Annotated in this window: 11 protein-coding genes and 2 pseudogenes; 9 read left to right on the forward strand and 4 right to left on the reverse strand. The window is 70.9% G+C overall.

The features are described 5' to 3' along the window. Nucleotides 1–140: 140 nt before the first annotated feature. Complete coding sequence (locus tag ACWCO3_RS22475) at nucleotides 141–272, forward strand: hypothetical protein (protein WP_450011831.1); 132 nt, start codon at nucleotides 141–143, stop codon at nucleotides 270–272. Nucleotides 273–279: 7 nt separating this feature from the next. Here ACWCO3_RS22475 and ACWCO3_RS22480 read toward each other — a convergent pair whose 3' ends face one another. Beyond that, complete coding sequence (locus ACWCO3_RS22480) at nucleotides 280–1545, reverse strand: low temperature requirement protein A (RefSeq protein WP_450011833.1); 1266 nt, start codon at nucleotides 1543–1545, stop codon at nucleotides 280–282. 369 nt (nucleotides 1546–1914) lie between these two features. Between ACWCO3_RS22480 and ACWCO3_RS22485 the strand changes: the two genes are divergently transcribed. From ACWCO3_RS22485 to ACWCO3_RS22505, 5 genes are all read left to right on the forward strand, one after another. Beyond that, complete coding sequence (locus ACWCO3_RS22485) at nucleotides 1915–2088, forward strand: hypothetical protein (protein ID WP_167524987.1); 174 nt, start codon at nucleotides 1915–1917, stop codon at nucleotides 2086–2088. After that, nucleotides 2085–3089, forward strand: coding sequence for a glycosyltransferase family 4 protein (locus ACWCO3_RS22490; protein WP_358162037.1), 1005 nt, complete (start codon nucleotides 2085–2087; stop codon nucleotides 3087–3089). The genes ACWCO3_RS22485 and ACWCO3_RS22490 overlap by 4 nt, the downstream gene beginning before the upstream one ends. A 104-nt stretch (nucleotides 3090–3193) precedes the next feature. After that, complete coding sequence (locus ACWCO3_RS22495) at nucleotides 3194–4330, forward strand: glycosyltransferase (RefSeq protein ID WP_145786112.1); 1137 nt, start codon at nucleotides 3194–3196, stop codon at nucleotides 4328–4330. Next, nucleotides 4327–5379 (forward strand): glycosyltransferase, encoded by a 1053-nt coding sequence (locus ACWCO3_RS22500; protein ID WP_145786113.1) that lies wholly within the window; start codon nucleotides 4327–4329, stop codon nucleotides 5377–5379. Before ACWCO3_RS22495 ends, ACWCO3_RS22500 begins: the two co-directional genes overlap by 4 nt. After that, on the forward strand, nucleotides 5376–6866 hold the full coding sequence (locus tag ACWCO3_RS22505; protein ID WP_450011837.1) for a glycoside hydrolase family 130 protein: 1491 nt from the start codon (nucleotides 5376–5378) through the stop codon (nucleotides 6864–6866). Before ACWCO3_RS22500 ends, ACWCO3_RS22505 begins: the two co-directional genes overlap by 4 nt. Before the next feature lie 56 nt (nucleotides 6867–6922). Here the strand turns inward: ACWCO3_RS22505 and ACWCO3_RS22510 are convergent, their stop codons facing one another. Continuing rightward, nucleotides 6923–7930 carry an ice-binding family protein gene (locus ACWCO3_RS22510; protein ID WP_450011839.1) on the reverse strand — a complete coding sequence of 336 codons (1008 nt, stop codon included), beginning with the start codon at nucleotides 7928–7930 and terminating at the stop codon, nucleotides 6923–6925. Nucleotides 7931–8189: 259 nt separating this feature from the next. Here ACWCO3_RS22510 and ACWCO3_RS22515 point away from each other — a divergent pair, with 259 nt between their 5' ends. Both ACWCO3_RS22515 and ACWCO3_RS22520 read left to right on the forward strand, forming a co-directional pair. Then, entirely contained in the window at nucleotides 8190–9404 is a 1215-nt protein-coding gene (locus tag ACWCO3_RS22515; protein WP_145786115.1) for a PP2C family protein-serine/threonine phosphatase, read from the forward strand. A 68-nt stretch (nucleotides 9405–9472) separates the two neighbouring features. Further along, on the forward strand, nucleotides 9473–10540 hold the full coding sequence (locus ACWCO3_RS22520; RefSeq protein ID WP_450011841.1) for a DUF2855 family protein: 1068 nt from the start codon (nucleotides 9473–9475) through the stop codon (nucleotides 10538–10540). A gap of 6 nt (nucleotides 10541–10546) precedes the next feature. On the opposite strand, the gene ACWCO3_RS22525 is transcribed toward ACWCO3_RS22520, so the two are convergent. After that, nucleotides 10547–11353: a SigB/SigF/SigG family RNA polymerase sigma factor gene (locus ACWCO3_RS22525; RefSeq protein ID WP_145786117.1), complete on the reverse strand. Its 807-nt coding sequence runs from the start codon at nucleotides 11351–11353 to the stop codon at nucleotides 10547–10549. Nucleotides 11354–11726: 373 nt separating this feature from the next. On the opposite strand from ACWCO3_RS22525, the pseudogene ACWCO3_RS22530 reads away from it, so the two are divergent. Then, nucleotides 11727–12278, forward strand: a pseudogene (locus ACWCO3_RS22530) (RNA polymerase sigma factor); the annotation flags it as partial. Between the two features lie 87 nt (nucleotides 12279–12365). Here ACWCO3_RS22530 and ACWCO3_RS22535 read toward each other — a convergent pair. Next, nucleotides 12366–12458, reverse strand: a pseudogene (locus ACWCO3_RS22535) (DUF4272 domain-containing protein); the annotation flags it as partial.

The raw sequence follows: 12458 nt of genomic DNA on the forward strand, positions 1-12458 counted from the left end.
GGAGGAGTTCCCCGCCGACCACGATCTCGTGGCAGCGATGGACAACGTACGGGCGGTCGCGTCGGCGGCGCTGTCGTTGCGCAAGGCCAAGGGGCCGACGCGCCTCGTTCCGGCGTCGCCTGCGCGGCGACCTCGGCATCGTGCTCGACCTGCTGCGGCAGGGAGTGATCGTGCCGCAGATCGCCGCCCGCTACCCGCTCGGCGAGGTCTCCACCGCACTGGTGTTCGCCGAAACCCGCAGTCGGGCCGGCAAGGTGGTGCTCGAGCCCTGATCCTCGACTACGTCGAGGGCATCGGCGGTTCGGGCGGGTTCCCGTGGGCCCGGATGCTGTCGGCGACGGCGACCCCGGCGAGCACCAGGGTCGCTGCGAGGCCGGCCACCAGTGCCGGGGTGAGCACCAGGACGGGGCCCGCGACCGCCAACACGAGCAGCGCGAGCAGTCGAGACGGCGAGACGCGACTGAACACCTCGTACTCGAACCGGGCACGTCCAAGCAGGAACAACGCAGGCCCGCCGAAAAGGACGCCGACTAACCACGGCGACGCCCTCTCGGCGGGGTGGGCGATGACGGCTTCGAAGCCCGCGGAGGCGGCCACGATGCCGGCCACCATGAGTAGGTGGGTGTTGGGCGCGGAGCGTACGAACCCGCCCGGGTCCCGGGAGGCCTCGATGGCGGCTTTCAGCAGGGCCCCGGCGCGGTGGACGTAGATCTGCCACAGCAGCACTGCCGTGGTGAAACCGACCAGGAGTGCCGCCGTCCGGTCGAGGGTCAGGTCGTGGGCGGCATAGGTCAGGGTGATGATGAGGATGAGGTCGCCGAGGGCGAGCGTGAAGATCTGCTGGTACCGCTCCGCCAGATGGTCGGCAGCCACGGCGTAGCGGGGTGCGGGTAGACGACCGATCCTCGGTGTGGGGTAACGAAGCCAGGCAACCGCGTAGTCGACAACGAGCGCGGCGGTCCACAACAGGCCCCGCGCCGGACCGCTCACGAAGGCGCCGGCGAGCCACGGTACCGCGGACACCGCGAACCAGAACATGAACCGACCGAAGTGTTGCTGCGCCAGGAGGCCGCTTGGCACGGCGACGAGGAACGCACCGCGCCCCACCTGGATCGCCACGTACGCGCCCGCGAAGATCAGGCCATGCCCTGCGAAGGCTCCGGGCAGCGCACCCGCCATCAGGATCGTCCCGAACATCACCCACAGCGTCATCGCGAAGATCGGGGGGCGACCGGGGTGGTGGAGTTCGGTCGACAGCGCGCTGGCCGCCCAGACCCACCAGACGGCCATCAACAGCACCACGGTTTCGAAGACCCCGACCCAGTCGAGACGCTGGGCCAGGGTTCGTGATGTCAGGGCGAGTGCGGCAACGAAGACCAGGTCGAGGAAGAGTTCCAGCAGGGTCGCCCGTTGGGGCCCTTCATCCTCGCGGGCCAGCCCTACCGCTTGGTCGGTCGTCATCAGCTGCCCGCCTACCTGCCCTGACCCCTCGATCCTAGTGATATTTCGACCATAACCAGGGCAAAGCTGCTGGCTGGCCTCCATCCGGTGACTCAGCCGGCACGGTGGCCAAACCGTCCGGTACGCGCCCGACGTTGGTCGGTCCGGCAGCGGTGCTTGTGTAGCCGCACGTCGAGAGGGCGTACGGTGGACATGTCGCCCGGGACCCCGGTGGCCGCCAGACGCCGTCGCCACCAGCCCGTCAGGGGCGTTATCGATCGCCGTTCCCGCCAGCGCGACCTGCTGGCCGTGTCGGCCCCTTGCCGGCCACGTCCCGGCCGTCGGGTTTCGCCCGTCATCGCGGTCGCCACATTCGGTGGTCCGGATCCGACCTGCGCGTGTGCGCACGACCGTCCGTGCGAACGATCGTTTCGAACGCCTTTACCAGGAACGCCTTTACCAGGGGAGCACCGAATGAGGATCGCCAGGGACCGGATCATCACCGCACTTCGCGACCGGGGCCAGCAGGCCCGAGCGGACTGGGTCGAGCGCGAGCTGCCGGAGCGCGTGGACCCGGCGAAGCACTCCGGGCTGCTCGCCACCCTGCACCTCAACCCAGCTGATCTCGTTGACGCGGCCTCTCCGTGAGGGTGGCGCTGCTCGGGCCGGTCGCCTGGCGTACGCCCCCGCACCACTACGGCCCGTGGGAGCAGGTGACCGGCCTGCTCGCCGAAGGGCTGGTCAGCCGGGGCGTTGACGTGACGCTCTTCGCGACACTGGACTCCGTCACCTCCGCACAGCTTGACGGGGTGTGCCCACGCGGGTACGCCGACGACCCGGACCTGGACGGTCGGGTGTGGGAGGCGATGCACGTCTCCCACGCGATGGCCCGCTCGGCGCAGTACGACCTGGTGCACAGTCACCTGGACTGGCTGCCCCTGGCGTTCGCGGAGCACTGCCGTGCTCCGCTGCTGACCACAGTGCACGGTTTCTCCGGCGCGGGGATCCTGCCCGCCTACGCCCGAGCCCGCTCGTCGTACGTGTCGATCTCCGACGCCGATCGGGCGTCGGAGCTCGACTACGTCGCCACGGTCTACCACGGAGTCGACGTCGGTGGGCTGCCGTTCACCAGCGAGGCCGGCCCCGGGCTGGCCGCCTTCGGTCGGATCCACCCGGACAAGGGCACCCACACCGCCATCGAGATCGCCCGCCGTGCCGGCCGGCCCCTGACCATCTGCGGGATCGTGCAGGACGAGCGGTACTTCGCCGAAGAGGTGGCCCCGCACATCGACGGCGACCAGGTCGTCTTCCTCGGGTCGGTGGGCCCGCGTCGGCGCGCCGAGGTGCTGGGTGGCAGCACCGCGTTGCTGCACCCGATCGCCTTCGACGAACCGTTCGGGCTGTCGGTGGTGGAATCGATGGTCTGTGGCACACCTGTCGTCGCCTACCAGCGCGGGTCCATGCCGGAGGTCGTCGACGAGGGGGTCACGGGCTTCCTCGTGCACACCGTCGACCAGGCTGTCGAAGCGGTCACCCGGGCCACCAGCCTCGATCGGGTGGAGTGCCGGGAGCAGGCGCGGAAGCGCTTCGGCGCGGACCGGATGGTCACCGACTACCTCGCCGTCTACGACCAGCTCGTCCACGACTGAACCACCCGTTCCGCCGGTCACACACGCTGGCCGGCGTGCGCCGCCTCGCGTGAGGCTCGCCCCCGTACTCCAGGGGTGGCCGACAACCGGAAGGCCCGACACTCATGCCCAGCTATGGATTCCTCAGTACCCACCCACCGACCCGGTGCGGACTGGCCACCTTCAACGCGGCCCTCGCGGCCCAGCTGACCGCCGACGGCACACCGGGTGGCATCGTCCGGGTCGCCGGCCAGGGCGACGACCAACGGCCCGTGCCCGGGGTCGTGCACACCTGGTCGGCGGGTACCCCAGCCGGCTGGCGGGACGCGGCGGCCGCTCTGAACGCGTATGACGTGGCGATCGTCCAGCACGAGTACGGCATCTACCCCGGCACCGACGGCGAGGACGTTCTGCCGTTGTTGCGTCGGCTCAGCGTGCCGAGCATCGTGGTCCTGCACACCGTGCTCCGACAGCCCTCCGCCCGGCAGAAGTCCCTGCTGGAGCAGATCGTGGCCACCGCCGGCGCGGTCGTCACGATGACCGACACGGCCCGCGACCGGCTGCTCGTCGGGTACGCCGTGCCGGCGGGCAAGGTGACGGTCATCCCGCACGGAGCCGCCGAGCTCGCCGGTGTGCCCGTCGATCGGCGCACCCGTCCGCACCTGCTGACCTGGGGGCTGCTCGGGCCGGGCAAGGGCATCGAGTGGTCGTTGCGGGCCCTCGCACGGTTGCAGGATCTGGAACCGACTCCCACCTACACGGTGGCCGGGCGGACCCACCCGAAGGTGATCGAGCACCACGGTGAGGCGTACCGGGCGGGGCTGCACCAGCTCGGCGCCCAGTTGGGCGTCGCGCACGCCGTCGACTACCAGGACGTCTACCACGACCAGGAGGCGCTGGGCCGGTTGATCCGCTCCGCCGACGTGGTCGTCCTGCCCTACGACTCCCGCGAACAGGTCACCTCCGGCGTACTCATCGAAGCGGTGGCCGCCGGGGTGCCCGTCGTGGCGACGGCGTTCCCGCACGCCGTCGAGCTGCTGACCGGTGGGCCAGGGTTGGTCGTACCCCACCAGAACCCGGCGGCGCTGGCGAAGGCGATCCGGCGGGTCCTGACCGAGCCGGGTCTGTCCGCCCGGTTGGCCGGGCGGGTCCGCCCGTTGGCCGCGCACCTGCGGTGGCCTGCGGTGGCGGCCCGCTACAGCACCCTCGCCGAAGGACTCATCGAGGCCCGCTCACCCGCCGTCAGCGCCGTGCCGGCATGACCGCGACCACCGGACGCCCCTGGACCTCGACGAGTGGGCGCTGGGTAAAGGCACCCGCGCCGAGCTTCGCGCACCTGGCCCGGCTGAGCGACGACACCGGTCTGTTCGAGCACGCCCGGCACGCCATCGTCCGCCGCGAGCACGGCTACTGCACCGACGACGTGGCCCGCGGCCTGGTGGTCGTCAGCCGGGAGCCGGAACCGAGCGAGGAGCTGCTCCGGCTCGCCGAGCGCTACCTCGCGTTCCTGACCCACGCTCAGGACACCGGCGGCGCGTTCCGCAACCGACTCGGGCACGACCGGCGCTGGGCCGACGAACCAGGGCTGGGCGACTGGTGGGGTCGGGCGCTGTGGGGCCTGGGCACGGCCATCGCCCGTAGCCCCGCCCCCTGGGTACGGGAGGAGGCGTTGGTCGCCTTCAGCCGGGGTGCCAGCCGACGCGCCAAAGCGCCGCACACGATGGCCTTCGCCGGTCTGGGCGCGGCCGAGGTGCTCCGCCGCCACCCGGGCCACGTCGCCGCGGCGTCGCTGCTGGCGGACGCGGCAGCCGCGGTCGGCCGGGCCGGGTCCGACCCGCGCTGGCCGTGGCCACGGCAGGAGCTGACCTACGCGAACGCCGCCCTCGCCGAGGTGGTCATCGCCGCCAGCCAGCTACGCGAGGGTGGCCCGCCCCTCGACGACGGGCTGCGGATGCTGAGCTGGCTGCGCGACGTCCAGCTCCGCGACGGGCGGCTGTCGGTCGTACCCGCTCGCGGCTGGCGGCACGGTGCCGTCCGGCTGCACCACGACCAGCAGCCGATCGAGGTCGCCGCCTTCGCCGACGCCTGCGCCACGGCGGCCACAGTCACCGGGGATCCCGCGTGGGACGCCGGGGTGCGGCAGGCGGTGGGGTGGTTCCTCGGCGACAACGACCTCGGCACGCCGATGTGGGATCCGGCGACCGGTGGTGGCTACGACGGGTTGACCGCGCACGGGCCCAACCTCAACCAGGGCGCCGAGTCCACCCTCGCGCTCATCTCCACGCTGCAACACGCCCGGCGGTGGTCGTGACCCGGAGTCTGGCCGTCCGGCAGGACGTCACCCTCACCCCGGATCCACGCCGGGTCATCATCAAGCTCTTCGTTCCCGGTGAGGACGCCGCGGTCGTCCGCACCCGCGCGCGGGCGCTCATCGACCGGGTCGCGCACCTCGACGACGAGGAGACCGGCCGGCTGCTGCGGGACACGTTCGACCGGTTCGGCGCCCGGCACCGCGACCTGGCCGGCACGTTCCACCACCACTACGACCTGGTCCGGCACCGGGCCGCTCGGGCCGGAGACCTCTCGCCGACCAGCCGCCTGCTGGTCGGCGCCTATTTCAGCCACGAGTACGCCGTCGAGGCCGCCGCCCTGTGCAACCCGTCGATGGTGGCCCACCCGGACCAGACCGATCTCGGCAACGGGCAGCTGCGCGTCGCGGTCAGCCTGCGTCAGGTCGGGGAGGGGCACGTGTCGTCCATCGGATTCGCTACCGCGGTGATCGGACCCGGGCGACAGCTCGCGGTCGCCGACCGGGCCGGCCCGTTGGTCGTCGGGCAGCGGATGGGCGTGCGGCACCGTCGGGACCTGCTCGTCGCCGGCCTGGCCGAGGAGGACTGCGACAACGAGGTCACCGCCACGGTGTTGGATGCCCTGCCCGAGCGATACGACGAGGCCACCTTCGAGCGGGTGCTGGGCGCACTGCCGTCCGATCTGCTCACCCGTAGCACCGGGATGGGCACCGTCGAACAACTACGTCGTACCAACGCCGGTAGCTACGCCACGGCCTTCCCCGCCGACACGGCTCTGCACCAACGGGTGCTCTGGCCAGCCTCCCCGGCGGAGAGCAACGGCATGGAGGACGCGCGGTTCGTCCGGTTCGTCGACGAGTCCGGGCCGGTGTACCGGGCCACCTACACCGCCTACGACGGCCGGAGCATCGCCACCCGCACTCTGGTCAGCGACGACCTGCGCCGCTTCGAGATGACTCCGATGCGTGGTCCGGGCGCTCGCAACAAGGGGATCGCGCTGTTCCCGCGTACCGTCGGCGGCCGGCAGCTGGCGCTGTGCCGCGCCGACGGCGAAACCATCGGCCTGACCACCCTGGACGGCGAGAACCGCTGGCAGGCCCCGGTCCCGCTGCACGCTCCGGCCGAGAGCTGGGAGTTGATCCAGGTCGGCAACTGCGGATCTCCCATCGAGACCGACGTCGGCTGGCTCGTGCTGACCCACGGTGTCGGTCCGATGCGTCGGTACGCGATCGGCGCGCTCCTGCTCGACCTGCACCGACCGGAGCGGATCGTCGCGCACCTACCCGGCGTGCTCCTGGCACCTGAGGAGGACGACCGGGACGGGTACGTCCCCAACGTCGTCTACTCCTGCGGTGGGCTCGTGCACGACGGCGAGCTGTGGTTGCCCTACGGGGCGAGTGACGCCCGGGTGGGTTTCGCCACGGTGCCGGTGCCTGCTCTCCTGGCCGCGATGGTGGAGGTTCCGCCATCGGGCGAGCGCGGTGGATGACCGTTGGTGGTGCTGCCCCGGCGGCCGGCTGGTCACCGGCCGCCGGGGCACATCGGTCAGGACTCGAACCTCCGGCGACGGTAGAGGAGCAGCAGGGCTCCGCCGCTGGCGATGGCGACGCTACCGATTCCGGTCAGGACGGGCAGCAGGGAGCTGCCGCCGCTGGCACCGGTGACGGGCAGCGTCGTACGGGTCGGTCGTGCCGTGGGCTGACCGGTCGGTGTGCCGGTGGGCTGGCCCGTCGGTGTCCCAGTGGGTTGGCCCGTCGGAGTGCCGGTGGGCTGGCCCGTCGGTGTGCCCGTCGGGGTCTGGGTGGGCGTCCCGGTCGGCTGGAGGCAGACGGGAGCGTTGATGGTGTTGGTGTCGAGGGTGACAGCGCCGGTCTGTGCCAGGGCGCGGCCCTGGAGGGTGGCGCCGGTGTCCATGGTGATCGAGGTCTGGGCCAGGATGTTGCCCATGAAACGGGTGCCGGTGCCGAGCGTGGCCGAGCTGCCCACCTGCCAGTAGACGTTGCAGGGCGAGGCGCCGTTGATGAACACCACGCTGCTGTTGGACGCGGTGATGAGGGTGGACTCGATCTGGAAGATGAACACCGCTGCCGGGTCACCCTGGCTGTTGAGCGTCAGGGCTCCGGTCAGCTGCGCGGCGCCGAGCCGGTAGACCCCGGGGATCAGTGTGGATCCGCCCAGTTCCGCGGGCAGGTTGGTGAACGGGGTCCGACCGGCCGCGTCGTTGTAGGCGGTGGTCAGGTCGTTCTTGGCCTGCAGGGCGACGGCGTCGCCGAGGTGAATCTCACCGGCCACGACTCCGGGCGGGAACCCGGGCGCGGTGTTGCCGGGGCTGACGCCGAGGCTTTGGGCGAGGAAGCTCGGCCCGGTGTTGGTGACGGTCGTGCCGGCCAGCACCGAGAAGTTCGCGGCCGTTCCCAGGCCCACCGGTGCTTCGGCGGCGCTCGCGCCTGTGCCACTGAAGATCAGTACGGCGGCGGCTGTGCTGCTGGCGGCGATGGCCGCCAGTCCGGACAGTAGCGCGCGGCGCGGATGGCGGATCAGTTTGGTTGTCACTACGTGCCCTTTCGCGAAGGCATCTCACCGGACGCCAGTTGTGCGGCGGTTGTGCGGCCGCACGGAACACAGGGGTTGCTCAATCGGACTTTGCATACCAAGCTCGCAAAGGTTGCAGAACTCATGAGATGGGTGAGGCAGCTGAGGTGCGCGAGCAACGGCCGGCCGGGGGTGGGCGATCGGCCCGCGGGCAACGCGCCGCGGCGAGGTAGCCTCACCACCTGCGCTACGTGCTCCTGTAGGCAGGGGAGGTGGTGCCGTGGGTGACGTCGGCGAGGTGGTGCGTTGGCTGCAGCTCAACGCGCCCCGAGGTGGGCCGGACGAGCTGTCCCAGCTGGTAGCCCGGGCAGCTCCCGCCATCAACGCCAGCGAGATCGTGATCTATCTGGCCGACTACACGCAGTCTCTCCTCGTGCCCCTGCTCGGCAGCGGCCTGGTCCGAGCCGAGCAGTCGGTCGAGACGACCCTCGCCGGCCGGGCCTTCACCACCCTCGACATCCAGCGCGCGCCCGACAACCCCGATCGGATCTGGGTCCCCCTGCTGCTCGGGTGCGAGCGGATGGGTGTGCTGGAGATCGTCTCGCCGGAGGCCGCCACCGAGACGATGGACAGCCCAGCCTGGGAGGTGGCGGTCAACGTCGCTCAGATCCTGGTCAACCGCCGGCTCTATGGTGACGTGGTCGAGCGGATGCGGCGTCGTCTCCCGATGCAGGTAGCAGCCGAGATCGTGTGGGGCCTGCTCCCACCGCTGACCTTCGCGACCGACGACCTGGTGATCACCGCCATCCTCGAACCGTGTTACGACGTCGGCGGCGACATCTTCGACTACGCGCTGAACGACGACGTGCTCAGCGTCGGACTCTTCGACACGTGCGGGCACGGCATCAAGGCGAGCACCATCGCCTCACTCGTCGTCAGCGCGTACCGCAACGCCCGCCGGAGTGGCCTCGACCTGGTGGACACGGCGATCAGCATCGACAGGTGGGTGCGATCCGAGCACCCGAACTTCTTCGCGACCGGGTTGCTCGCCGAGTTGGACCGCCGGACCGGCCGGCTGAGCATGATCAACGCGGGTCACCCCGGCGCGATGCTGTTGCGCGACGGCAAGGCCATTCGCGAGCTTCCGGGGCCGACCGCGCTGCCGCTCGGCCTGGGCCACCTCTCTCCCCGTCGCCCGAGGGTGCACGTGGAGGACCTGCACCCGGGCGACCGCATCCTCGGCTACACCGACGGCATCACCGATGCGCGCAGCGCCGACGGGGAGCAGTTCGGGCTGGACCGGCTGGTCGACTTCGTCAATCGGGCCCTGAACGACCAGTTGCCCAGCCCGGAGACGATGCGTCGGCTGGTACGCGCCGTCGTCGGTTACCAGGACGACACGCTCGAGGACGACGCGACGGCTCTTTTCGTGGAGTGGCGGCCGCCGCACCTGCCGTTGGCGCACCTGCGCGATCTGGCCGCGAACCGCTCCTGACCGAGCAAGTGGGATTTTGCACTCGCAGTGCACTTGTCTCCCCTCGTGCTCGTGTCTAGCGTCACCTCATGGCCGACTCATGGACCTTCGCGGTGACGCGTGACGACCTCGGGCAGACCACGCTCGTCGACGGTGCCGCGCCGGTCGCGGCCGACGGCGAAGCCGTGCTGCGGGTGGATCGCGTCGGAGTCACCGCCAACAACGTGACCTACGCGGTGCTCGGCGACGCGATGCGCTACTGGGAGTTCTTCCCGCCGGCGTCCCGTGTGCTCGGGCCACAGTGGGGCCTGCCGCCGCTCTGGGGTTTCGCCGAGGTGGTCGCCTCGACGGTTGCCGGCGTCGAGGTGGGGCAGCGGGTCTACGGATACCTGCCGCCCGCGGGTCACCTGCTGGTGCGTCCCGACCGGGTGGACGCCTCCGGCTTCCGCGACGCGAGCCCGCACCGGGCCGAGTTGCCGTCGCCGTACAACGCGTACCGGTCGACGAGCGGTGACCCGGCGTACCAGCCGGACCAGGAGGACCTGCTGATCCTGTTCCGGCCGCTGTTCTTCACCTCGTTCATGCTGGCCGACCAGGTCGTCGACAACGACTTCTACGGTGCCGAGTCGCTGCTCGTGTCGTCGGCGTCGAGCAAGACCGCGTACGCCGCCGCGTTCGAGCTGCGCGGTCGCGGACCGCGCCTGGTCGGGCTCACGTCGCCCGGCAACCTGGCCTTCACCCGGTCGCTGGGCTGCTACGACGAGGTCGTCTCGTACGACGACATCGACGGTGTCGATGCCGTCCCGACCGTCTACCTCGACCTGTCCGGCGCGCCCTCGACCCGTGCCACCTTGCGCCGGCACCTCGGCGACCGGCTCGTCCGGGACATCGCGGTGGGGCTCACCAACCAGACACCGAACGCCGACGCCGCCGAGGAGGTGTTCTTCGCGCCGGTCCAGATGCGCAAGCGCAGCCAGGACTGGGGCCGCGACGGTCTCGACAGACGGTTCACCGAGGCCTGGCAACGTTTCACCGCTGTCGTGGGCGGGTGGCTCGACGTCCAGGTGGGGGTGGGTCCGGAGGCCCTCCGCGAGGCGTGGCTCGACGTGCTCGCGGGCCGTACGCCGCCACGGGTGGGCCGAGTCGTCCAGCTCTGAGCGATCTCAGGAAACGCTGTCGTCGGAGAGGTGGCGACGCAGCGTGGCCAACGATCGGGTGATCAGTCGGGAGACGTGCATCTGCGAGACACCGACCCGGTCGGCGATCTCTGCCTGGGTCAGGTTTCCGTGGAAGCGCAGGCTCAGGATCTCGCGTTCGCGCTCCGGCAGTGCGGCGAGGGCCGGGCCGAGGGCGACCCGGAGCTCCACGAGGTCGAACTCGTGGTCGTCGCCGCCGAGGGTGTCGGCGAGTTCCCGGTTGCCGTTGTCCCCGATCGGAGTGGACAGCGATGTGGCCCGGTAGGCGCGCGCGCCCTCCAGACCCTCCAGCACTGTCTCCTCGGTCAGGCCCAGGTACGCCGCGACATCGGCCACGGTCGGCGAACGACCGAGGGTCTGGGTGAGGACGCTGTTCGCCGCGCTGATCGACAGGCGTAGCTCCTGAAGGCGGCGGGGCACGCGCACCGCCCAGGTGCGGTCCCGGAAGTACCGCTTGATTTCGCCGATGATGGTGGGAATGGCGTACCCGGTGAAGTCGACGCCCCGGTTGTGGTCGAAGTTGTCGACGGCCTTGATGAGCCCGACCGACGCGGTCTGGGTCAGGTCCTCGTCGGCGGCGCCTCGCCCGGCGTAGCGGCGGGCCAGGTGTCGGGCGAGCGGCAGCCATGCCTCGATGGCGCGGTCCCGTAGCGCTGGGCGGCGAGGGTCGTCGGCCGGAGTCGCCGCCAGAATGGCCAGGAGGTCGTCCGGGCTCTGGTCACTGCTGCGCCGGTGGAGGAGAGTGTTGGTTGCTGTTCCGACGATGCTGGCCATGGGGGGTGGTCCTCTCCGGAGGCGCCCGGCGATCGGATCGACCGGAAGAGATCTCCGAACCGGCAGCCGCCGGGGCGCACGTACGGGCGAGGGTGCGCTGTCGTAAGGCCACGATCACGGGCCTCACCACCGCGTCATGTCGTTCACTTGATGGCGTGAACGCTACCCGAAAGACCGACTATTTACTAGCCGAAAGTACGATGCCACACGGACCAATGCCGCTCGATCCGCTGCCCACGGCCCTGGGTGGCCATCGGCCCGTCGGCGGCCCGACAATTCTGTAATCCGACTCGACGCTGCCAGTCTCCGATCCTGAGGGCGGTCAACGCGCAGCGTGGGCGCCGCGCGGACGAGCACACGAGGAGTGACGCAGATGTCGCCAGCCGGTCGAGCACTACCCGATGCCGGGTTGGTCGTCGCGGCCCGACAGGGCGACCAGCGCGCCCTCGACGACGTCGTCGCGGCCTCGCTGCCGCTGGTCTACAACATCGTCGGGCGTGCGCTGCGCGGTCACGCCGACGTCGACGACGTGGTCCAGGAGACGTTGGTACGGGTCATCCGGTACCTGCCCGCGCTCAACGACCCGGCGGCGTACCGATCGTGGCTGGTGGCGATCGCCATCCGCCAGGTGCGCGACTGGGAACAGCGCCGACGCGTCGCGCTCAACCGCGACGCCGGGCTGGACGCGATCCACAACGTGCCCGACCCCGCCTCCGACTTCGCGGGCATGACCATCCTCCGGCTCGGCCTCACCGACCAGCGACGCGAGGTCGCTGAGGCGACCCGTTGGCTCGACCCTGACGACCAGGAGTTGCTGTCGCTGTGGTGGCTGGAGGAGACCGGCGAGATCGCCCGCAACGAGGTCGCCGACGCGCTCGGGCTGTCACCAGGACACGTAGCGGTGCGGATCCACCGGATGAAGGAGCAGATCCAGAGCGCCCGCGGCGTCGTACGCGCGCTGCGTGCCCGACCGGGCTGCCCGGACCTGCAGGCCGTGACGGCCGAGTGGGACCCAACCCGGGGGCTCGTCGTGGTACGGCCCGCGCAGGATCACCGCCCACTCCAGTGCCCAGCGGCGTTGCCCGATCGCGTTCGCGTCGACCAG

It is taken from the genome of Micromonospora sp. NPDC002411, from assembly GCF_053592955.1.